Consider the following 22,541-nt stretch of genomic DNA (forward strand, 5'->3'; position numbering starts at 1 on the left):
CAATCTCTCTCTAGTGGTGCGGCATGCTGTCTTTTAGCTTCGCTAAACTGATTTTCATTTTTGCGTCAAGGCGAGTACTAAAAAAGACTCCCGATAACGCTGCAACCATTCCTGCCATTGTCGGCATGGTTGCCATTGAAATACCAGCTGCCATCATACGAGCATTACTCGTTCCATGAACTGCCATCACATCGAATACTGATATCATACCGGTTACGGTACCTAGCAGACCTATCATAGGACAGATTGCAACTAAGGTTTTGATAAGCAGCATACGTGCCGTTAAATCTTGCTTCGCTTGGGATACCCAAGCTTCACGGATGCGGTGTGCATACCAAGAGGTTGAATCCTCTCGTGCTTCCCATGCGCTAATGATTGCTGAGTGCTCTTTTGGTGATATCCAATTGAGATACCAGTAGCGCTCAAGCATCAATACCCACATGACAAACAATACACCTGCCACTAACCAGAGGATGTCTCCTCCGGCGGCCATGAAGCCCCTGACGGAATCCCAGATATCCATCAGGAATAACATTAGGCTTTCCTCTTCTCTGCGTGTGAAGCAACAATACCCGCACTTTGCTCTTCTAGAACTTGTACGATTGACTTACTACGTGCAATAACAATCGCATGCATAAGCATCAGCGGTAGCGCCGCAACTAGACCTTGAACCGTTGTCATCAATGCCATAGAGATACCACCAGCCATTAACTTAGGATCGCCCGTACCAAACAATTGAATGCTTTGGAAGGTTGCAATCATACCGGTTACTGTACCCAGTAGACCCATCATAGGAGCAATAGCTGCTAGAACCTTGATGATAGAGATACGTGTTTCAAGCGCTGGCGTTTCTTTTAGAATTGCTTCATCAAGTTTCAGCTCTAGCGTTTCAACATCAACATCTTTGTTGTCCTGGTATGCTTTAAGTACACGACCTAATGCGTTATTACCTGGGTTATCTATATTCTTGCGTTGAGCCTTAACTTTAGCGCCAACAATACCTAGCGTAATAAGACGCTCGATAGAGATCATGCCACCAAGTATAAGTAGCGCGATAATGATGTAACCAATGGTTCCACCCGCTTCAATACGCTCTTCTATAGTTGCTTTTTGGGTAAAGATGTTTAATAGAACACCGCGAACAGGGTCAATATAAAGGTTAGCAGTACCAGAAGTCGCTTCTTGAAAAGCAGCTGCTGATTTAACTTGATAACCACCAGGTTGCTGTGAAAGCTCTTGGATTAGGCTTAGATCAGAGTTAAATACAACGTACTTGCCATCAGCTAGAAGGTTGTATGCACCAATACGAGTAATCATTGTGTTATGCACGCTACCATCAATGGCAGTAACAGAACCTTCAAAATTAACAACTTTTCCAGACTCAGCCATTTCAAACAGCTGCTCTTCCCAGAAACGTTCTAGCTCATCAATTTTTGGAAGTTGCTTACGAGCACCAAGATCAGCGATGAATACTTCGCGACCAGGATACTGTGCAGAAATGTTAGATCCAGCTAGCTTACCAGCGAAATCACCAGCATCACCTTTAACAACACCAAACATTTCACCCAAGTCACCCTGAGCTGTTTTTAAGTCTTCTTCTAACTGACCGATTTTACGCTCGTTATCCAAAAACGCTTGATTCAAATCTTTACCACGTTGACGCTCTGTTGCTAGTGCGTTTTTTTCACGCTTTAGCAATGCAGCTTTATCGCCACGCTCATTCTTAAACTCTTGCTCACGCTTCGCGTTTGTCTTAGATGCATTAGCACGATCAACCTTTACTTGATTAAGCAGTTGGTCAATTGTTTTAGGTGCATCTGCAGCACTTGCGAAACCAGCGGTAAATAACAGGCTTGCAGCAACGATTGCTGTAGTAATTAACTTCTTCATTATTGTGCAGCCTCCGCAGCAGGAATTGGTAACGAGAATAGATCTGGTGCGCCCTGTTTACGAGCAATACGGATACCTTTGGTGAGCTCGCGAAGATTACTATCTTCTAACTGGTCCCAACCTTTGGTTTCTCCGTTAAACATCCACGCAGACTTCTGATCCAAGCTCATTGCGTATAGTGATACACGACCGAAGTTGAAAAAGTCTACTAGTACCTCTTTACCGTCTAGCTTAAGTTGACCTGTTTTAACCGCAAGAGAAGTACCGTACTCACGTTCAATTGAGTATGCATCAAGAATGAGGCGATACTTTTCAGCCAATGTGACTTCAGCGCTATTAAGTAGCGTCTTAAGATTGTTCACTCGTGCTACACGTGTTTCCAGATTAAACGGTAGATCGAGAGCAACAAATTGCTCTAGTGCATCAACCATTTTGAACATCAATGGCACTACGCCCTGACGTAATGAATCAACGCCGTTGATGTCACCTTGAATAGATTTCATGGTAGCTTCTTGGTCCGCAACCAAGCCCGCTACATAATCGTTATAAGATTTTAGTGATTCACGTTCATCAGCAACTGAACCGTACTCGAACAACATGTCCTGAGCTTGGTCAAAATACTTATCAACTTTTTTCTGAGACGTTGCAGCTTCAGTGTGAATTTTACTGTCTGCTTTCTGAGCGTCAGAAAGAGGATCTGCAATCACTAAGTTGCTGCCTGCTAAGGCTAATGCGCCAATGAGCGCTGTAGCGATTTTTGTTTTATTGCTTACCTTGGACATAGTTCCCAACCAATTTGAAGTGATTAAAAAAGCTTTAACTTATCGACAACAGGGTGCGTCTGCTTATTTTACTTTAGTTCCCAGTGCCTAAGCTCGTCTTTCTATTGTGATTGTTAATTATTATCTTCCCTTTACTACACCTTCGAGGGTGTAGACCCGCTAGCATCATTCCACAAAATGTTGACCTATGTCAACATTTGAAATGTCCTAAAACTGCTACAAACCGAGCTTTGAGGATAGAAAACAAGCAGAAGGGACTTTTTCGAACAAATATGTATAGTGTCGCGTAACATGCTTTATACTGAAACATACAACAAGTATTTATTAGTAATTGATATCTATAAGTAAAATTACAAAAACCATCAACCCGCAGATTTAACATTTCATTAACCATTCAAAATCTTAAGAGTAAAATAATTCATTTACTCTCTATAAATTTATGACAAAACGTAATAGATATGACTCAATTTACTAACTTTAATCTTATCTTCTTCACTGTCATCGTCATAGATCATGCTTAACCATTCATTACGACCGCTGTCCATAATATAAATCAAGATCACACTCTGAAAGACCTGCATATATCTAATGCATTCGATATCAATTATTCATATCCACCTGAAATAATTATATAATATAGATGTGTGATATTTTTCATTGTTAAACTTGGAGTGGTTGAGTAGAAGTGTCTTAACGAGCAGATATAATGGGGAATTGGATTAATTTAGATATTAGAATAGTAGAACACACTGCACTAACGACCTCTGTGTTCTACTTAATGAGTAAACTCAATTACCAACTGTAACTCCTGTTTTCTGCATGCGTTCCATCGAGCGCTCAGCAACGGCTTCATCATTAGCAAGCTGTTCTGCAGTTCTGCAGACTTTGGTTTTTCTGTTACTACCAGTCCTTGCCACCATTTCACATCTAATTCCGAGGTCTACTACCTCGCCTTCATTACTCTGTGTTCTGAACATATCCTGCGAGGACTCACACCCACACAGAACCAAGATGATTAGAAGTAAAAAAATTCGCATTGTTTTTCCTTAAGTTACTTTAGGTAAGCCACTTTCTTTAAGTATTGTATAGCCTGTTCTTTGCTTTCTATTTAGTGAGGAATAAGCAGTTCTACAAACCTTTGTTGTTCTATTCGCACCTGTTCTCGCAAGCATTTCACATCTAATACCGGTAGTTTTTGAACATATCCTGTGAGGACTCACAACCTGTAAGTAGCGCCAATAAAACTATTGCTATATATTTCATAACCTCGCCAACTTAAAGCAAAAAGGGCGCAAAATGCGCCCTTTGACTTATCTCTAGTTTAGAATCGGATTCCTGCACGAAGGTATATAGAACGACCTATAACATCGTAAGTTGAAACATCTGTATTAGCTCCAAATGCTGAATATACAAACGGTGGCTGTTCATCAAACAAGTTATCAACACCAGCAGTAAGCGTTAAGTGCTCAGAAACAGCGTAGTTAGTTTGAAAGTCCACAACTATATTTGACTCTACATCTCTATCAAATGGATCAGTCCACCAACCTGCTTCAGTTTCAGTGACACCACTAATATATCGAGTAATTAATGCAGTATCAAAATCAGATATTGACCAATTAATTGTAAAGTTAGTCTTTAGTTCAGCAAACATACCATCATGATTGACTTCAAAACGCCCAACATGGTCAATAACAGAACCATCAGCAAGAAGCTTGTCGTACTCTAATAGATACGTACCGTCTAAACCTAGTCCCCAATCACCAAAGCCTGTCTCAAACGTATAACGGAAATCATAGTCAATACCAGAAGTATTAATACCACCCACGTTCACTGTATAGTTATCAACCGTAATGATGCCACCAGCTGCTGCGCTATCTGCACCGAAACGAGTGATGGTGTCGCAATATTCAGTTGAATTAAAGCAACCATCTAAACGAGTTTGAGTTCCTACTGTAGAAATTGCATTTTCTAGCTCAATTTTCCAGTAATCAACACTCATAGAGAAGTTTTCTATGAAGTCTGGGTTAAACACGAAACCAACCGTTAGTACATCTGCAGTTTCAGGAGTGAGTTCAGTTGCTCCAGCCCAGTTTTCAGAGCCACCACCGTTGGTAGGGATCTGTTCTACTCCGCCTGAATCATAACCATTAGCAGGTACGCCAGTACCAGTACAGTTAGCCCAGTTTGGCGATGCTTTAAGTGCTGTATATTCTGCATCAGTATAGAAATTGCCATCACATGGATCCGTCGCTTCAGGGAAACCAACTGACGCGCCACCGTATAAATCAGATGTTGTAGGTGCTCTGAATGCTTCAGATAAAGTCGCTCGGACCATTAGTGATTCAACTGGCATCCACTTAATGCCCAATTTACCACTAGTGTTCGTACCGAACGTGCTGTAATCCGAATAGCGAATAGCGGCTTCAAAATCAAGCATGTGAGCCATTGGCGCATTAGATAGAATTGGAACAATTAATTCACCAAAGAATTCTTGTACATCATATCCACCGCTAGTTCCAACGGCTGAACCAGCTGTAGTAATTCCTTGTAGAATTAGCGAATCTGGAGTGTAAGAACCTGATTCTTTTCTTTGTTCCCAACCGGCTGCAAAACCTACTGAACCAGCTGGTAATTCAAACAAGTCACCTGAAATAATTGCTGATAATACTTCTTGCTTATTCTGGCCAGTTTCAGTGGTGTTATAATCACCAGAAATGTATTGAAGCATTTCAGGAGAAACTTGGTCAGCCGAGCCTGGCGTTCCGAAAATATTTAACGGTACACAACCATCAATTGCTGCGCCTTCTTCATTTAGACATACTAGTTGCGATCCACTTGCATCAACTACCGCATCACCATTTCCATCTACAATTAAGTTACCATTCGCATCTAACCAACCAGTTGGTCCTGCAGCTTCAGCAACACGATCTAAATTGAAATAACCTGCTGCTTTTTCGACAGAGTCACTTTGACCCCAAACATAAGATAGTTCCCAATCCCAACCATTTTCCAAAGCACCATTGAAACCAACGGCAGTTCTGAATGTTTTATAATCTCGCTCGTTAGCTCGGCCACCAGTTTCAACCATACGACGACGCCAATCATCAATCACATAAGCATTACCGTTAGAATCTTTTGGACCCATTTTTTGATTGTAATAGTTATTTGGCGAGTACGGAGCAGGTGAACCAAAGAAGATCAGCGGCGCTAGTGGCTCGGGAGCTAATACTCGGTTACCCGTTGTTTGAACATAACTTGCTTCAGCAAAAGAATTAACTTCACCTAAGAAACCAAACTCACCTAATGTGTAGTTTGCAAATACTGATGCATAACGACGCTTACTTGGTGTTTGTAGATAGTTAACAGGATTATAGTTATATGAGTCAGTACCCCCATCGTATGCTCTCCAATCCCCATACTCTGGACCACGAGTTACACGACCATCTGCTGTGTTAGCATTTACCCATGGTGGCGCTGAAGAACCACCTTCCTGTGTTGTACCGTCTTCATAGGCACGAAGTTCAAATTCAGAAAAAGAACGATCTCCCATGAATGCATCACCTTGGTCGCTATAACCAAGTGCTACCACTACGTTGCCTCGATCGCTAGCAGCACCGAAGGTAACATCAACACCTTTGCTTATCGCATCACCTTTGTCGCTGCCGCCGTAATTTAACTTAACTTCAAAGCCTTCAAAGTCATCTTTTGTAATAATGTTAACAACACCAGCAATTGCATCAGAACCATAAGTCGCAGATGCACCGTCTTTTAAAATTTCAACTCGTTTAACGATAGCTGTAGGAATAGTGTTTAAATCAACAGAAGAGTTAGCACCTCCACCACCGGCAACAACACGGCGTCCGTTAATTAATACCAGCGTTCGCTCAGAACCAATACCGCGAAGCGAGAAGCGAGTACTTGAATCACCACCGTTGTTAGTTTGAGTGTTAGTTGCAGCACCTGCTGATGATGTTAAATTTTGTAGAAGGTCACCAACGTTATTAACGCTCATTTTTTCAATTGCGGCAGCATCAATTGTCGTTACTGGGTTAGCCCCTTCCATATCAGTTCTTTTAATGCGAGAACCCGTAACTTCGATACGTTCAACCGTTTCTTCGTCTGCTGCGAACACTGCTGGAGCAGTAAACGCGGCAGTCATTGCACCACTAACAAGTGCTAAACGCACTGAGTTAGCAAGTAAGTTATTCTTATACATTGTAAATCTCCCTGAACTTTCTTTTATTGTTTTATTGTTTTATCTGAATCAACAAAAATGAAACACGATATTTACATTTAGCTTCATTTGCACACGAATAAAAACACAATGGAAACAATTTTACAACAATTGTGACACTGATTAGCTACAATTCAGCCATCAATGCTTACAACAAGGAGTTGTGGCTCATTAGATATTTTTTAATGGAAATCCTCTGAAAATAATGTTGAACAATGTGCAAGGGAGGAGGAGCTAGCAAAAAATCACAATCAAATATTAACAATCAGGAAATAATACGACCAGTACTTTAAGGCACTGTTAATAATGGGTATTTAATACCAACTTGATTTCAAAGACGTATTGTCATTTAGGGTTTAAACTGAATTGTACTCATACGAATAGCGGCTCATAATTATAATTATAGACAATAAAACGTCAGATATTTATCGATCATATGCCCTTAAAGTCATGAGTTAATCTAAAGAAAGTTGATCATGAAGACCTATGCTGTAAGTTTATTTTTACAACTACATAGTAATAGACACCACACATAGATAAACGATAAGCCCCTGTATTAAATGTATAAAAACAAAGTTGGATATCTCTGTGTAAGATAAATATTCAAATAATCAATAAAAAATAGATCTTGATTGATTTTCAATCAATACACTTACGCCTTTACAATGAAAATCTCACAATTGAATCACCCCTGCATCAAAAGAGCCATTTGTGACTTTATTAGAAGAACTATTTTTCAGACCACTAGTTTAGTGAAGAACTTTAGTTTTGAGATGATAAGGGAGAGGAGTGGCATTAAACATCTAAATTGAGACTCTTATCAGAACTATTTGATAACGGGTCGGTTTTAAACAAAAAAAGCCAGCAGCGTTAAGCTACTGGCTTTTTAAATCATCATTACCTAAGGTAATGACCGACTAAATATTACATGTAATATCTAATACCGATAGAGATACCGTCATCTTCCGAGAATTCCATCGCTGCTTGTTGTGCTTTATCTGAACTGGTGAAATCACTGAAGTCTTTACGACCTTCAAGATACAACATAGTGTTGTCATCCCAAACGTAATGTAAACCAACAAGCAAGAACTGACGTTTGAACACATCGCCATTGTAAGCATCGCCGTATTCATCACCGGCTTCTAAAATGTTGTAGCCAACAAGAGGACGAAGACCATTATCAAACTTATAAGAGAACAGAGATTCCATACCCAATGCTTCAGGGATATAACGGTTCAAGTTATCAGTATCGTGGAACTCTTGCTTGTTAACGTTGACTGCACCGTAAAAGCCTTTGCCATTGAACTCACCCCAAGTCGCACCCGCGCCAAAGATCAAATCAGTTTCACTGACAGACTTTCCTGACTGGTAATCAGCATCAAACTGACCTACGTTAGCACCCGCGGTGATGACTAGGTCATCTGACACATTATAAGTTGCAGAAGCACCGTAAGTGTTGTCGTACTGAACCGTTGCAATAGGGTTGTTGTTGGCAACTGCAGCAGCGTCAATTAATCCTGGGAAGTTATCACTTTCATACAAATCGAAGCTATCTTGCTTTAGCTGTGCTTGAACTGCGAAGCTAAAATCACCGAATGCATTACGGTACTGAACTGTTTTGTCACCACGACCGGTGCCATTAATAGCGCCGTCCGCTTTATTGAGAGTATAAGTACCAGAGGTATTACCATCCCAAGTATTTACGAGGTTAGTATTATAAACCACGTCATACCAAGCGCCCCATTGCTTACCAATAGTTAATGAACCATAAGTATCATGAGCAAGTCCAACGTAACCTAAACGAGTGCTTAAGAAATCGTTGCTCTCTGATGTGAATTCATTAGCATAAGTACCGCTAGAGTTTGTAATTGAGCTATTACCAACTAAGTTAACGCCCCACTCTATCTTTGCAAATGTTTTCCAGCCATCGCCCATGTTGCGGGTAAAACCGAAATTAATACGCGACGAACCATTCTCGACTTCTGTAGCACCCTGTGTATTGATCACTCGAGCATCAATCCAACCACCAATTTCTACTGCGTTTTTATCATCTTTATAAACTTCGATTGCTGATACTGAGGGTACAAAAATTACTGCGGCTAATGCCGATGCTACTAAAGTCTTTTTCATCTAATGCCTAACCTTTAATTATGTTCAATCTGCTTCATTCAATATATTTCCATTCCGTTGTTTTCTTTCTATCCTATTTGCAGACGAGGTTAGCAAAAGATTAGCAATCACTCAAAGACGAACATCACAAAAATAGCCATATTTTGCACCAATTTAACTCGCAAGCCTATAACAGCCGAGGGATCGAACCAATTGTTAACATAAAGATAGCAAGGCGTTAATATGGCCCTGCTTAAATTAACGTCATTTGATTTGATGTAACTTTACTGAAACTTTTATTCATTATTGAAAGTATGGGCTCAGCAATAGGCCCTAATTGGCGGTCGATGTAGTAATCAATATCAATGGGGGATTTTTGATGAGATAGCGGTTCGGCGCCAGACGTTGTCATTACGTACTCGATCCTTGCCCCTTTTTTGGTGACACTTTGATCACCGGTTGCTTCAAAGAGTATTCTTGCCGCTTTTAAATGAGGAGATGACTTTGCAGTATAATCTTCAAGGTTGCGACGTAAATTTTTAACGAAGACCAATTCTTCCGTCAAAGCACCACTGTTTAACTGATCGATAGTGAGCTTGATATACGCTTCGATATCTTGCTGGTTAAATAACCGCTCATAGAGTTCATACTGTACTCTTCTCGCCAGCGGCGACCAATCACTGCGTACTTGTTCCATTCCTTTGAACACTAATGTTGTTTTTCCAAGCCCATCCTTCTTTGTGCCGACGTAACGTTTTTTTGAACCTTCGGCAGAACCGCGGAGCGTTGGCATAAAAAACTGTTCAAAGTGAGTCTCAAACTCTAGCTCTAAGAAACTATCAATACCGAATTTATCAGTGAGCCGCTGTAGCCATAGTTGATTTATTTTTGAAGCAAGTTCCTTACCAGTGGCCTGCACTTTACTTTCATCAAAATCATTACCTAACCAGACAAAGGTTGAATCGGTGTCGCCATAAATAACTTCAAAGCCCTCCTCCTCTATCCAGCTGCGTGTTTGCTTCATTATTTCATGGCCACGCATAGTAATTGAGCTCGCGAGCTTAGCGTCATGAAAAACACAACCTCGAGAGCCAAGCACACCATATAGCGAATTCATGATAATTTTTATCGCTTGAGAAAGCGGTGCATTGTGGTTAATTTTAGCCAACTCTCGTTGTTCAGAAAGGTGCTTAATTAAGCGAGGTAAAATGGGCTCCTTCCGACTAAACCTTGCCCCTAAATAGCCCTCTACGGTGTCAGACTCTTGTTGATGTAATGATTCAACTAACCCTTTAGGATCAATTAGAAACGTTCGAATGATGGATGGGTAAAGACTCTTAAAATCTAACACCAAAATATGTCGATACAAGCCAGGAACGGAGTCCATCACATAGCCACCGGGGCTCTCAATGCCATCGCTGGCGGGTGCACTCGGAGCGATGTAACCACTTCGGTGCAAGTGCGGTAAATACAAATTCATAAATGCAGCAACCGATGCTCCCACACGTCCAAGCTCAAGCCCCGTCAACTTTGCCCGCTCTATCGCAAATTCAAACAGCTGTGTTTTTTCAAATATATCCCAGACTAGACGACTATCAGTGAGGTTGTAATGTGCCAACGCGGGCTTGTCGTTGGCAAACAGATCATTAATTTCATCCATTCTGTTACCCACATTGTCGATAGCTTTGCCTTCATCCAACAATGCTCTCGACACAAACTCAAGTGAATAACGATCAAACTGATAAAATGCCGCTTTCAACCAATCAACACCATCGAGTACCACTCTTCCTGGTAATCGCAGTGTCTCTGGCCTATATTTATCATCAACTTTCCAGCTCAAATTTTGGTTGCTGCGCCCAATAGTAAGCGGAATACCATGGTGTTTCGCGCGCCGATATAATAGGGCTAAATCAAAAGTCACCACCGCCCAACCAATGATAATGTCGGGGTCGTAATCTGCAAACCAAGCAATCAACTGGTGAATGAGTGCAGGTTCGTTTGCAACCCACTGAATATAATCAACCTCAACCGGTTGTGGCGCGCCAACCATAATGACTTTTTCAAACACCACACCCGTTTCTGTCTGACCGTATAAACCAACAGAATAGAGTTCCCCACTAAAACTGCATTCAAAATCGAATGAAATGGCTTTAAGCGATTGTACAGCCTCTGCTCGTCTGGCTTTATGAGCGATAAAACGTGGCTGGGCTCCCTGTACAGCAGGTTCGAAATGACCACTAAATTCAGCATCAAGAGCAATAAAGCGTTCGATTAAAAATCGATGTTCAGCTTTAATATCACTTTCAAAGAGTTCAATACCTTGGTCTTTCGCAATCCGTATTAGGTTGCGCTGATGTCTCAGATCTCGGGTATACAGCGCAGTGACGTCTTCATGCTGGAAACTTTTAAGCGTTAGCCGCTTACGACGAATGTGCTTTAACTCTTGATGTTGATTAATAATATTTTCATCAATCGTACGAATAAAACACACATGTTCTTGCTGTGGAAGCTCAACGGTCACCGGCCCAGATTGTGTGGCAATAAAGTACTGTAGGCACAGTCCATCTTGCCGATGTATTGCATGGCGGGTTAGCACTCGCCCCTTTATTGTCTGAAGCACATTGGTTGTTGAGGTCATGGCTGTTTACTCAAATAAATTCACGAATAATCACTTAACACTTCTTAGGCTATGTAATCACTGTTATTATGTACAGCATTATTTACTGGACCAGTGCATTCATGTTATCCGCAGACGTTAAAACTCAGATCCGTACTATATATAAAGGTATTGCTTTAGCTCTGCCCAATTTTCGCTCTCGCCGGGAGCAAAATTATATTGTTGCGGAAATATCAAAAACCCTTGCGGGGGAATATGACAAGCAGCGACGCATCATCGTGGTCGAAGCTGGTACTGGTATCGGTAAATCACTGGCCTATATTTTGGGGACAATTCCTTTAGCGTTAGCAAATAAAAAAAAGGTCTGTATCGCGACTGCAACCGTCGCATTGCAAGAGCAATTACTGCATAAAGATTTACCCTTTTTTCTGCAACACTCCGATCTAGACTTTACCTTTGGCTTAGTCAAAGGACGACAACGCTATGTGTGTTTATCTAAGTTAGAGATGCTTGTTGGTCCTGATGACAGTAATCAAATGGCGATGTGGCAATCAAAGCCAGATCAAAGCCAGGTTGATATGTTAGAGGGACTGCTAAAGGACTATAAAGAGTCTCGCTGGAATGGTGAGCGCGATACATTAACTCAACCTCTGCCGGATCACTTATGGCAACAGATTGCCTGTGATAAGCATAGCTGTCATAAGCAATTGGCAAGTCATCGAAATTGCCCTTTTCATAAAGCCCGAGAAGATCTCGATACCTGGGATGTATTAATCGCCAACCATAGTCTGCTATTTGCCGACTTGGAATTGGGCGGTGGAGTCATTCTGCCCGATCCTGCAGATCTTTATTATGTCATCGATGAAGCACACCACCTGCCCATTGTTGCTCGTGACTTTAGTAGCGCTCAATCCACCATCCGTGGCGCGACCGATTGGCTTGAAAAACTCACCAAAACAACCTCAAAGCTTCAAAACCAGATTAAGAGCAATTATATCATTGCGCCTGCACAGGCAATGCTCGACCATGTTGGCGATATTAGCGGATTACTCAATCAAGTTACTCACTTTTGTGATGCTCAAGCTAACCAATTTGATAATCCAGAAAACCGCTTTCGTTTCGAACACGGTAAATTACCACCAGCACTGCTTATTCTTGCCGAAAACCTCGCTACAGCTTCCAATGTGGCATTGAAACAGTTCAACAAAATGTTGGCCTTGCTCAATGAAGCGATAAAAGATGGTGATATTCCCAAGCACCAATCTGAAGCGCTACTGTCAGAAACAGGCTTTATGCTGCAGCGCATTGAAAACTTGCAAAAGCTGTGGAAAATGATGGCTAAGCAAGATAGCCCTAAAGGTGCGCCAATGGCACGCTGGATTGAACAACTCACAGGTAAGCAGGCTGATTACTTATTCAGTGTCTCACCGATCGAAGTCGGCTTTATGTTAGAGAATTTACTCTGGGAAAAGGCGGCTGGTGTGGTGCTTTGTAGTGCAACACTCAGAGCGCTCAATAACTTTAATCACTTTACTCATCAAGTGGGCTTATCCATAAACGATGGCAGTCGCTATCTTGCGCTCGACTCACCGTTTGATTTTGAGCAAAATGCGACGTTATTCTTACCCCATATGGATACAGAGCCAACACATGACAACTATACCGATGAGCTCGCTAAGCAAATCATCGCACTCGTTGAAGATGAAATGGCCAGTTTGGTGTTATTTGCCTCTTATTGGCAAATGGAAAAAGTCGTAGACCTTGTTGAAAGTAAAATAAAAACAGGATTACTGGTCCAAGGCGTGTTGCCAAGACAAGAGATCCTAAAGCAACATAAACAACGCTGCGATGATGGCAAACCCAGTATTATTTTTGGTACAGGCAGTTTTTCAGAAGGCCTCGACTTACCAGGTGATTATTTAACTAACCTCATCATTACTAAGTTACCTTTTGCAGTGCCAACGTCACCGGTTGAGCAAGCTCATTCAGAATATATTAAAATAAAGGGTGGAAACCCCTTTTTACAACTGACAATCCCAGATGCTTCGCGCAAATTGGTACAGAGTTGTGGTAGATTACTTCGAAAAGAACAGGATTATGGCCGGATTTCCATCTTAGATAGACGCTTAGTCACCAAGCGCTATGGAAAATCATTATTAGATGCCCTACCGCCTTTTCGACGCGTTATTGAATAGGACAACGATTGGATTTATTACTAGAGCCAAGTAGCTGGGCTTTGTTAGCATTGATAGGCTTAATTGCAGGCTTTATCGACGCTGTAGCTGGCGGCGGTGGACTGCTTTCTATCCCTGCATTATTAGCCATGGGGATCCCTCCCCACATGGCACTTGCCACCAATAAATTGGCAGCCTGTTTTGGCTCATCTATGGCGGCATTTACTTATTATAAGCAAAGATTATTCTCCCCTAGCTTGTGGTATCACACTTTTATCGCCACTTTCATCGGCGCAGTTATCGGCACATTTGTGGTTTCGATTATCGATAACCAGTGGCTGGAAAAATGGCTACCGTTAATTATTATCACCATCGCTATTTATACTCTATTCCAGCCTAATGCCATGGGCTGTAAAAACTGTGAAATACCGGTAAAACCTAAGCGTAAAAGAATGCAATGGTTGCAAGGCTTACCTCTTGGGTTTTACGACGGCTTTGCAGGGCCAGGCATTGGTGCATTCTGGACAGTCACCAGTACAGGTATGCATAAGTTGCCTTTGCTTTATAGCTTAGGGCTTGCTCGTGCAATGACCTTTACCAGCAATTTAACATCGCTCATTATATTTTTGGTCATGGGTCAAGTTCATTTGACCATAGGGCTCGCTATGGGGATTTGTATGATGATTGGTTCTTATATTGGCGCACATTCAGCCATTAAGTTTGGACTGCCGTTCATTCGCCCTATTTTCGTTACCATGATTCTATTAATCGCAGCACAATTGGCCTGGAGTGCATGGGCATGACAACCAGCGAACTCATCAATCGACTTAAATACCAGCTAAAGCAGCTAGAACAAGAGGTATTGCAACACGATGCCCACTTGCCCGCTGGACAACGAAAAATGATGCAAGACGTTGAGCGTTTTAATAATGAATTATTTGTGCAAGAAGGCGCTCAACTTAAACCTTGTATCGATCAGCTTTCAAAAAATATAGCTCAGCTACAACAACTCATCAATGCTAAACGCTCTCCTTACACCATTATATCTAGCTGTGAAAAAATACAAGACCGCTTTAGTGCCGTTCGCCGAGCACTTGCTACAACCGGTATTAATATTAAGTCGTTAGAACAGCAAAAACGCACTCGACGCGCGCATGCAATAAAGCGTGGAGTTCGAGCTCACCAGCAAAGCGGCTTTAGCTGGATCGCATCAAATGTTATGCAAAATAGCCATCAACTGTATGAAGAACTTAACAAACATTTGAACTGGGCTAAGATTATTGAACAAAAAATTGAAAATTTGCAATCTTCTCTTGATAACTGTCATAGTGCTGACAAAATAAAGCTACAGAATGAGATCCTTGCTCAACACTCTCGCCTCGGCAAGTGTCGACAAGCCACCAGCTACATTGAAGATCGTATCCAATTATTCGAGCGACCTTTCAAGGGCCAAAATCGTTAAGGAGCAATAATGAAACCGCTACTACCAATAACCGCTATTCTCGCTTTATGTGGTTCCTCTGCAGCATTTGCTGCAAATTTGAATATTCCAATGTCATTTGAATATATCGCGCTTGATGGACAAGAAGTTGAAACCAGTTTATTTAACCATAAGTCTGAACTCGAACTCAGCAATGGTACCCACAAGATCGCCGTTCGATACAATGATCTTGTCGAAGATGATTTTAGTGATAGCGAAACCAATATTAAGTCTTCGCCTTTTATCATCACTCTAAAAGTGGATGGTGATTATGAGTATCACATGAAGCCCGCTGACGGTGATTTTGTAAAGCATCCCGCTAAGTTTGCCAAGGCTCCTCAAGTCGTCATCACTCGACAAGATAATAAGGTCGTTAATTACCAAGTTACTCAGACTAATATCGCTGAGGAATCTTTTGTCTCGCGTCTATTTAGCGGCAACACTGCAACAGATGTTGATGTAGAAGCTGCTGTTGCTACTGGCGGCGTAGCGGCAGCTTCAGCTGTACCTACGGCTCCAGTAAGTAAACCTTCTCCTATTGTCGCAGCGACTGCCGTTACAGCGACTCAAACAGTAACAACAACTGCTGCTGATGCCGCAAAAGCTGAACAGATGTTGCAGTACTGGTGGCTACACGCAGATGAGAAAACACGTAAAGAATTCATGGGCTGGGCAATAAAACAACTTTAAGTCTCTTAGAGTATGATCCCGCTGATCTATCACGCCAGCTATTCCAAGCTGGCGTTACCTTCCAAACACCGCTTTCCGTCGACAAAATACCGCTATTTATACCAATACTTACTCGAACAAAAAATAGCTTCACAATCGCAATTTTTTGCATCAGAAAAAGTCACTCAAAACCAATTAGCCAGTATTCACTGTCCCAATTATGTCCGCGGATTTATTACAGGGACACTTGATACTAAATCAATGCGTCGGATTGGCTTTCCTTGGAGTGAGACTCTAGTTGAAAGAACACTCTACTCTGTTGCGGGGACTGAACTGACGTGTTTAAAAGCCATTGAGTACGGTTGTGCTATTCACTTGAGTGGTGGCTATCATCACGCTCACCATGAATTTGGTAGTGGTTTTTGTATCTTTAATGATATGAGCTACGCTGCGCTGCAAGCATTAAAGCAGCCTAATATTGAAACTGTTTTAATTTTCGATTGCGACGTACATCAAGGTGATGGTACCGCGACAATAACGACTGTTTTTGACGATATCATTACTTGCTCTATCCATTGCCAACAAAATTTTCCCGCCCGAAAGCAGCAATCGAATTATGATATTGAACTGCCGCGGGGAACCACTGATAAACAGTACTTAGAAACGGTGCAACAAGCCCTCGCTTATCTTATTCGCCTGCACCAACCCGATCTTATCATTTACGATGCTGGCGTCGATATTCACGCTGATGACAATCTGGGTTATCTTGATATCAGTACCACGGGGATATTTGCGCGAGATGAGGACGTAATACAACAAGCAAAGTCAGCCGAAATACCCATTGCTTGTGTCATTGGAGGGGGATACAGTAACGATAAGGACTTGCTGAACATTCGACATAGCCAACTGTTTTTAGCCGCCAATACTGTGTGGTCCGAATAAGCTTAAAAATCCAGTCTCATTAGATTGACCACGTCATATACAGAGACGATTCAGGGAGAGGTGTATGCAACTAGAAATTAGAAATTACTATGAAGTTCTTTTACTTGAGCTGCTTTCAGATGAAGGTTTGTTAGACGAGTTACCTGAAGACTACCTTGCTGATCTATGCTGTATTACTCTCAATCAACTACCCACTCGATACATAAGGCATTTGGTTGATACCTATTTTTTTGAAAATTACGCCGAACTTCAACAAATGAAATCCGAGATCCAAGAAGCACTCGAAAAGTCCAGAGCATATTTAAAAGCAAATCAAAAGAAAGAAGGTTAAACAAAAGGGGGAGCAAACAATTTGATTGCAAGCTTCCCCCTATTGCTTCAGCCTGATCAGCTACTATCTGTAAGTCAATTTGTGTAACCGCCTCATCTACCTTTAGATCTGACGCTTAACCATATCGATAAGAGTTTAGGCTCTGAACATACGCTCTAGCAGAAAAATAAAAGGCCTCACATCGCTGTGAGGCCTTTTATGTTGAAGTATATGAGTATTAGGCTAACTTCAAATAGAAACCCCAGCGTGTAGTCATTAATGACTAAATGCTGGTTAATGGCAGATCCCTCGCCTGCTCTCTGAGGTGATCCATGCCACTAAGGAAACCAACAAACATCTTCAGGGCGATAAATTGCCCTTGCTCAGTGGTGTGATAATCATCACCCTGCTTTACAACTGCCCCTGATGCCAGTAAAAAACTCATTTCCAGCGGAAAAGCCTGCCACAGAGAACGGCCGGTATGATCCTTAAACACTTTATTATCCAGATGTCCGTGTCCCATCATAATCATTAAGTGGTGCTGCATCACCGCTTTACTTTCTAGCGGTTTAGTGTAACAAGTACCGGATTGGGTTTGGTTCATTAAGCGGATGTAATCTGCAATATCGAAGCTTGAGATACGAAATTGTTCGCCAAAACGGCCAAACGCTCCAGAGCCGACGCCCAGGCAATCTTCGCCGTCGAGTACATATTTGTTTTTCACTGGCTGCCCAAAATTACGACTGAAGGTCCAGGGGAAATCCATTTCATAGCGCTGTGCCAATGTTTGCTTCACCGCCAAAAACTGAGGCCAAAGTTCATGAGGGTCTCCTGCCAAACATCCGGCTTTCTTGCGGTTCTTTCCAATCCCAACCGTCAAGGGATACGTTGTGATTTGATCTGGGTTCAGCGCCATGGTCTGTAGCAGGTCTTGTCGTACCGAGTCTGCAGTCTGTACCTTAAAGCCGTACATCATATCGACATTGACAGTAGGAAATAATTCGATAGCACGACTGACATACTCAGCCTGTTGCAGACCTGAGCCAAACTTTTCAAATCTCCCCGTGCTTTTGAGTATGACATCATCAAAGCTCTGTACTCCGATCGACATACGATCTACTAAGCCCTTCAGCTGACTAGGATTTCCTTCGCTGAAATAGATGGGGTCGCTTTCACAAGAGACTTCACGGATTGTCGTCAAGCTCTTGATAAGCTCTATCGTCTTAATCAGTTCATCTTCGAGGATCGTAGTGGTGCCGCCACCGATATACACACGGTTAAAGCGGTAGCCTCTGCTGATGACCTCGCGTATCTCCTGCCTCAATGCCTTAAAATACTCTCTGGCGAGAGTCTCTTGAAACTTAACCTTATGAAATGAGCAAAAACGACACAGAGTGTGGCAGAAGGGAATATGAATATATAAGGTTTCTACGGGGTTATTGGGAACGCTGTCTTCCCCAGCAGCTAAAGGCACGGCATCTTGCAGCGAGAGAGATTGTTTAATGCTGCGGTTTATCATCCAATCCAGACTATCAGTAGCCAGGTACAGGCGAGTCTTTGAAATAGAATACATCATCTTTGAATACCTTAAAAAGCAATACCAACTGCCTTGATGAAACATAATGAGGGCTATATGGTGTTGATAGAGATAAGAAGAGTTTAGGGTAATCAAACTGGAACGGATAAACTGTCGTATAGAAACAATATAGATGATTATCTATTGATATTTATTGATATTTGTCGCTTGACGCACATTGTTTTGTCTTTGTTAATAGTCACATATAGGCAGTAAAATAACCTTTAATGTCAAGTCAACGGCCCTTTGGTTATCGTCTATCAAGGAACTTCGTTGCTCTTCAGGTACAACTATTCGCGCATACCAGATGCCATGACGAGATTGGAACAAATAAGGGGATGAAACAGATTTACTTTTACTCATAGAGTGTACCACCAAGTGTATCACTTGAGGTTATTCTGAGCTAAGCTTTTGATTTACAGGGATTAGTGTAATAAAAGAATGGTTTACTGGGAGATTGGAGGTTTCCCCAGAGCCACACCTCGGCACATGAGTCACTTGCTGCGGTTGCTCCCTTCCAGGTCTGGCCGAGTTCACAAGTTATCATTGCGAGGGGATGCGAGGTAAGCACCCATTTACTAATTCAGAAATGACCCAAGTTGAGTTAATTCGTTAATGTCGCACTATTTGTACCACTCATTTAAACTCTCAACAAGCAACTAAGAGTTAAATCTAAAGTTTAACCTTTTCTTTCTACGATATTCATATATTTACCCAGCACTACTCTTGCAAATCATACGTAATGCCTCAATGAAAACCCTATGACATTTCACAAATTTAATAGCGTAAACCAATGTTAAAGATTTCATTCAAAGTCGATGGTAAAGAAGTAAAAGTAAACTCCGTAGGTAATGCGTTAAGGCAAAGCATTTTTAACTCAATCGAAGAACAAGTAAGAGAAACTGTCGGAATCCTTTCTTGCCCTATACATAAGGAGTCGCCCCAAATAATTATTCATGGTGATGATTTAGAAGACCTAAAGCTTGAATTTGCAGGTTGTTGCGATGAGCTGTTGTCAATCGTCTCAGAAAAGTTTTCAGGTTAACCTCATATGGACATATTGAGTACAGGGGTCGGATTTTTAATCGGTACTGCAACAGGTGCTTGTGGCAATTATTTTGCAGCTAAATACACAGATAACAGAAAACTCAAAGAACATCGAGTTAACCAAAACGAAGTTTTTAAAAGTCTTTGCATAGACCACCCGACACTCTTGAAGGAAATGAAGACAGACTTAGAAGACCCTAAAGAGGTTTTTCAGCGTGACTTTTCCGTTGCCAGCAAAAAGTATTCCTATGGTGGCTTTCATGAGGGTTACATCTACTATGAAGAAGAGCATAACGAGTTAATCAATATCCTCAAATTAATGTCGAGTAAAAACTGTATTGTTAGACTTTCGAGTGCCGGAGGTTCAGGTACAGCTCCAAGATACAGATTTAGCGAATGGTTCTCAGAACAACTATTAAATTGGAAAGCAACTTAAGAACAAGCTTACAGGTCCAAAATATCAGAAAATTGTTTGAGGTCTTTTCAATAAGGAGTCCTTAGCTTATTTCCCCCGTCCCCTTCTAGTTTTGGCTTAGAGGACATTTATTTTGTTTACCGTCCTTGCAGAACTAGAGTTCTTGTAGGTATGTCTCAAGTACCACTACGGCTCAAAAAACCATCGTTAGATGAATCCACCATAAGAGATTGTTAGCTGTTATCAACTAATTATCCATTGCCATTAATAATACTAAAGAACTGTTATTAGCACTATCTTCTCGATTTAAAAGCCCAACAATATGAGGTGCTGTTATTCAAGGGATAAAATTGGTGTGGACCCACCCATATTAATGGGTAGATACCCTAAAAGACCTAGCCCCAGATTTGAGAAGAACCAAAAGTCTGGTAACTAACCAGAAACTTCTGTCATCATATTGTCCAGCATTGCCGCAACTGCACTCGCATGCTTCGATTGGAAGATGATGCCATCAGCTATAGCACGAGGGTCATGACAAGAGGTCGTCACCATCATAAGCCCTGTGCAGCCACCCGAATAACCTCTAAGTCATCAGAGCAGTCGGCCTCTATCGACTTGATCCCGCCTTGAATACTAAAAGGGGCTTACTGCCTGCGAAAAACCACAAAAAAAGATTAGTTAATCCCTGGCTAGTAGACTAGTAGAGAAAGAATAGCCACACTTTCACAAAAGAACACCTAACATAGCTTCCCCAAAAATAAAGCCCACTTTTACCGCGGACTTTATCGTTTCAAAAAACGAAGAACCCATCTTAAAAAAGGACCCCCCAAAAGCTAACCCCAACAAGGTACGCAATTGAAATAGCCAAAAGACTAGTTTTAGCGCCACTAAACTCTCTTTTTTCTATTTTTTCTATTTTTTTTACATCTACATTTTGTCCTTCGCCTGAAATTTTATTTTTCGTGATTGTTTCTACTGAAAACTCGATAGCCTCACCAGTTAGCATCGTTATCACTACGGTATCACCGATATTAATTTGATTCGCAATTGGAACATCACTATTGGGCTGTACGTCGTTTAATGATGTACAGCCAGAAAAGGCCAGTGTGTTTAATAAAAAAATAACTATTATAATTTTATTCATAAATATCCCCTTTATTAATGACGTTTTAATTTCTAAGGTTCGTAACAGCCACTGGTACTTCCACCGGGGCCCGCACAAGGGTTAATCCAATCCCCTGTCGCATAAACCGGTTCGTTACCATAATCAAACTTATATTCATTCGAGATATCAATGACGGCTCTATTCTTATAGTAATAACGATACTTTGAGCCTTCGTAATAACGTTCATCCCATTCAGATAAGCTGATTGAAATATACTCCCCAGGATTAATTCCTTTTATCGCATCCTTTATTTCAAGGCCTATATCGATACCATCTACAATCCAAGTTTGCGGAAGAATTACGTTATCAAAAGCCTTTACGTAATACTCATTATCGTTGAGTTCATTGATAGCTTCATCTACAGCATCTTGTACCGAATCCGGGAAGAAAATATATTGTAATACATCTAAAGTTTCAGCCACTATACTGTTTATAATGCCATTACCGTCAATGTCTATATCCACCTGCAAATTGCCAATATCTCGAAGATTGTAAACCCTTCCAGTACTCACGTTATAGTCGGCAGCAAACCTGAGAGTAGATGTATCAACATCTCCATATAGAGTGATCCCAAGCCAATCAACCTTTACTTCTGCATCGAATGTAAAGCCGCTAAGCTCAACGGTAACTACACCATTACTTTGTGTGATTATCTTCGTATTTAAAGGTCCTATTAATTGAGCTCTTTTTAATTCTCTAAACCTTAGAGTGGGGGTATCATTAATCTCTTCTCTAGCTTCTGCCTCAACTACCTCAAATAATTTATTATTAATGGTGCTAAGTATTTCTTTCACTTCATCATGGATCGGCTTTCCCATACTGGTGCTATCAACAATAATATCTCTCCAATTATTATTATGTTTGTAGCCAATCGTTGTTAAGTGCTTTGTTTGACTTACATAGGTAGGGTAATAAGCAAACACCGTAGAGGTATTGAATATAAAGATAAGGATAATAATTTTTTTGAGCATTGGAATGTCCTTTTACTTAAGAACCTAAGATAGAACGTGATGCAAAAGCCATTACTGCTTAAGCATCAGCGCACTTAAAGCAAGCTATTGCACACATTTACGTTTTCAGTTATAGCATTACTCTCTACAGCATCTAAGTTGCCTTTATTCAAACTGGTCA

The 22,541-nt window shown here is 41.3% G+C and carries 18 protein-coding genes and 1 other RNA gene; 8 read left to right on the forward strand and 11 right to left on the reverse strand.

Annotated elements, in window-relative coordinates; all coding sequences use genetic code 11:
- Positions 1–10 precede the first annotated feature (10 nt).
- From CXF86_RS17400 to CXF86_RS17435, 6 genes are all read right to left on the reverse strand, one after another.
- Positions 11–535, reverse strand: a complete 525-nt coding sequence (locus CXF86_RS17400) for a MotA/TolQ/ExbB proton channel family protein (RefSeq protein WP_101093565.1) — start codon at positions 533–535, stop codon at positions 11–13.
- Positions 535–1,890: a MotA/TolQ/ExbB proton channel family protein gene (locus CXF86_RS17405; RefSeq protein ID WP_101093566.1), complete on the reverse strand. Its 1,356-nt coding sequence runs from the start codon at positions 1,888–1,890 to the stop codon at positions 535–537. Before CXF86_RS17405 ends, CXF86_RS17400 begins: the two co-directional genes overlap by 1 nt.
- Positions 1,890–2,672 carry a DUF3450 domain-containing protein gene (locus CXF86_RS17410; protein WP_101093567.1) on the reverse strand — a complete coding sequence of 261 codons (783 nt, stop codon included), beginning with the start codon at positions 2,670–2,672 and terminating at the stop codon, positions 1,890–1,892. Before CXF86_RS17410 ends, CXF86_RS17405 begins: the two co-directional genes overlap by 1 nt.
- Positions 2,673–3,993: 1,321 nt before the next feature.
- A complete protein-coding gene (locus tag CXF86_RS17425) occupies positions 3,994–6,888 on the reverse strand; it encodes a TonB-dependent receptor domain-containing protein (protein WP_102039632.1) in 2,895 nt (964 codons plus the stop codon).
- A 942-nt stretch (positions 6,889–7,830) separates the two neighbouring features.
- Entirely contained in the window at positions 7,831–9,036 is a 1,206-nt protein-coding gene (locus CXF86_RS17430; RefSeq protein WP_102039633.1) for a porin, read from the reverse strand.
- 232 nt (positions 9,037–9,268) lie between these two features.
- Positions 9,269–11,653, reverse strand: a complete 2,385-nt coding sequence (locus CXF86_RS17435; RefSeq protein WP_102039634.1) for a DNA polymerase II — start codon at positions 11,651–11,653, stop codon at positions 9,269–9,271.
- Positions 11,654–11,754: 101 nt separating this feature from the next.
- Between CXF86_RS17435 and dinG the strand changes: the two genes are divergently transcribed.
- The 6 genes from dinG to CXF86_RS17465 all read left to right on the forward strand — a co-directional run bounded on the left by dinG (position 11,755) and on the right by CXF86_RS17465 (position 17,228).
- Positions 11,755–13,827 (forward strand): ATP-dependent DNA helicase DinG, encoded by a 2,073-nt coding sequence (gene dinG, locus CXF86_RS17440; RefSeq protein ID WP_102039662.1) that lies wholly within the window; start codon positions 11,755–11,757, stop codon positions 13,825–13,827.
- Positions 13,828–13,835: 8 nt separating this feature from the next.
- Positions 13,836–14,609 carry a sulfite exporter TauE/SafE family protein gene (locus CXF86_RS17445; RefSeq protein WP_102039635.1) on the forward strand — a complete coding sequence of 258 codons (774 nt, stop codon included), beginning with the start codon at positions 13,836–13,838 and terminating at the stop codon, positions 14,607–14,609.
- Positions 14,606–15,268 (forward strand): primosomal replication protein, encoded by a 663-nt coding sequence (locus CXF86_RS17450; protein WP_102039636.1) that lies wholly within the window; start codon positions 14,606–14,608, stop codon positions 15,266–15,268. Before CXF86_RS17445 ends, CXF86_RS17450 begins: the two co-directional genes overlap by 4 nt.
- Positions 15,269–15,277: 9 nt before the next feature.
- The gene (locus tag CXF86_RS17455) at positions 15,278–15,976 is read left to right on the forward strand and encodes a DUF2057 domain-containing protein (protein ID WP_101093573.1); all 699 of its coding nucleotides are present in this window, start codon (positions 15,278–15,280) and stop codon (positions 15,974–15,976) included.
- A gap of 12 nt (positions 15,977–15,988) precedes the next feature.
- Positions 15,989–16,897 carry a histone deacetylase family protein gene (locus tag CXF86_RS17460; protein ID WP_101093574.1) on the forward strand — a complete coding sequence of 303 codons (909 nt, stop codon included), beginning with the start codon at positions 15,989–15,991 and terminating at the stop codon, positions 16,895–16,897.
- Positions 16,898–16,961: 64 nt separating this feature from the next.
- Complete coding sequence (locus CXF86_RS17465) at positions 16,962–17,228, forward strand: late competence development ComFB family protein (RefSeq protein WP_101093575.1); 267 nt, start codon at positions 16,962–16,964, stop codon at positions 17,226–17,228.
- A 262-nt stretch (positions 17,229–17,490) separates the two neighbouring features.
- Here the strand turns inward: CXF86_RS17465 and CXF86_RS17470 are convergent, their stop codons facing one another.
- Positions 17,491–18,828 carry a coproporphyrinogen III oxidase family protein gene (locus tag CXF86_RS17470; protein WP_308303196.1) on the reverse strand — a complete coding sequence of 446 codons (1,338 nt, stop codon included), beginning with the start codon at positions 18,826–18,828 and terminating at the stop codon, positions 17,491–17,493.
- A gap of 421 nt (positions 18,829–19,249) precedes the next feature.
- An RNA gene (ffs, locus tag CXF86_RS17475) (signal recognition particle sRNA small type) lies at positions 19,250–19,346 on the reverse strand.
- A gap of 230 nt (positions 19,347–19,576) precedes the next feature.
- Between ffs and CXF86_RS17480 the strand changes: the two genes are divergently transcribed.
- Together CXF86_RS17480 and CXF86_RS17485 are read left to right on the forward strand one after the other, a co-directional pair.
- Positions 19,577–19,828, forward strand: coding sequence for a hypothetical protein (locus tag CXF86_RS17480; protein WP_102039638.1), 252 nt, complete (start codon positions 19,577–19,579; stop codon positions 19,826–19,828).
- A gap of 6 nt (positions 19,829–19,834) precedes the next feature.
- Positions 19,835–20,266: a hypothetical protein gene (locus CXF86_RS17485; RefSeq protein ID WP_102039639.1), complete on the forward strand. Its 432-nt coding sequence runs from the start codon at positions 19,835–19,837 to the stop codon at positions 20,264–20,266.
- A gap of 411 nt (positions 20,267–20,677) precedes the next feature.
- Here CXF86_RS17485 and CXF86_RS23095 read toward each other — a convergent pair whose 3' ends face one another.
- The 3 genes from CXF86_RS23095 to CXF86_RS17495 all read right to left on the reverse strand — a co-directional run bounded on the left by CXF86_RS23095 (position 20,678) and on the right by CXF86_RS17495 (position 22,381).
- Positions 20,678–20,800: a hypothetical protein gene (locus CXF86_RS23095; protein WP_257985412.1), complete on the reverse strand. Its 123-nt coding sequence runs from the start codon at positions 20,798–20,800 to the stop codon at positions 20,678–20,680.
- 256 nt (positions 20,801–21,056) lie between these two features.
- A complete protein-coding gene (locus CXF86_RS17490; RefSeq protein WP_102039640.1) occupies positions 21,057–21,389 on the reverse strand; it encodes a hypothetical protein in 333 nt (110 codons plus the stop codon).
- Positions 21,390–21,421: 32 nt separating this feature from the next.
- Complete coding sequence (locus CXF86_RS17495) at positions 21,422–22,381, reverse strand: hypothetical protein (protein ID WP_102039641.1); 960 nt, start codon at positions 22,379–22,381, stop codon at positions 21,422–21,424.
- Positions 22,382–22,541: the final 160 nt, after the last annotated feature.

The sequence above is a fragment of the Shewanella sp. GutCb genome (genome assembly GCF_002836135.1).
Classification (GTDB): domain Bacteria; phylum Pseudomonadota; class Gammaproteobacteria; order Enterobacterales; family Shewanellaceae; genus Shewanella.

Bases quoted from the DNA above. Each gene is read 5' to 3' on its own strand.
- CXF86_RS17400 (WP_101093565.1), bottom strand. From the start codon at position 535: ATGTTATTCCTGATGGATATCTGGGATTCCGTCAGGGGCTTCATGGCC.
- CXF86_RS17405 (WP_101093566.1), bottom strand. From the start codon at position 1,890: ATGAAGAAGTTAATTACTACAGCAATCGTTGCTGCAAGCCTGTTATTT.
- CXF86_RS17410 (WP_101093567.1), bottom strand. From the start codon at position 2,672: ATGTCCAAGGTAAGCAATAAAACAAAAATCGCTACAGCGCTCATTGGC.
- CXF86_RS17425 (WP_102039632.1), bottom strand. From the start codon at position 6,888: ATGTATAAGAATAACTTACTTGCTAACTCAGTGCGTTTAGCACTTGTT.
- CXF86_RS17430 (WP_102039633.1), bottom strand. From the start codon at position 9,036: ATGAAAAAGACTTTAGTAGCATCGGCATTAGCCGCAGTAATTTTTGTA.
- CXF86_RS17435 (WP_102039634.1), bottom strand. From the start codon at position 11,653: ATGACCTCAACAACCAATGTGCTTCAGACAATAAAGGGGCGAGTGCTA.
- dinG (WP_102039662.1), top strand. From the start codon at position 11,755: ATGTTATCCGCAGACGTTAAAACTCAGATCCGTACTATATATAAAGGT.
- CXF86_RS17450 (WP_102039636.1), top strand. From the start codon at position 14,606: ATGACAACCAGCGAACTCATCAATCGACTTAAATACCAGCTAAAGCAG.
- CXF86_RS17455 (WP_101093573.1), top strand. From the start codon at position 15,278: ATGAAACCGCTACTACCAATAACCGCTATTCTCGCTTTATGTGGTTCC.
- CXF86_RS17460 (WP_101093574.1), top strand. From the start codon at position 15,989: ATGATCCCGCTGATCTATCACGCCAGCTATTCCAAGCTGGCGTTACCT.
- CXF86_RS17465 (WP_101093575.1), top strand. From the start codon at position 16,962: ATGCAACTAGAAATTAGAAATTACTATGAAGTTCTTTTACTTGAGCTG.
- CXF86_RS17470 (WP_308303196.1), bottom strand. From the start codon at position 18,828: ATGTTTCATCAAGGCAGTTGGTATTGCTTTTTAAGGTATTCAAAGATG.
- CXF86_RS17480 (WP_102039638.1), top strand. From the start codon at position 19,577: ATGTTAAAGATTTCATTCAAAGTCGATGGTAAAGAAGTAAAAGTAAAC.
- CXF86_RS17485 (WP_102039639.1), top strand. From the start codon at position 19,835: ATGGACATATTGAGTACAGGGGTCGGATTTTTAATCGGTACTGCAACA.
- CXF86_RS23095 (WP_257985412.1), bottom strand. From the start codon at position 20,800: ATGATGGTGACGACCTCTTGTCATGACCCTCGTGCTATAGCTGATGGC.
- CXF86_RS17490 (WP_102039640.1), bottom strand. From the start codon at position 21,389: ATGAATAAAATTATAATAGTTATTTTTTTATTAAACACACTGGCCTTT.
- CXF86_RS17495 (WP_102039641.1), bottom strand. From the start codon at position 22,381: ATGCTCAAAAAAATTATTATCCTTATCTTTATATTCAATACCTCTACG.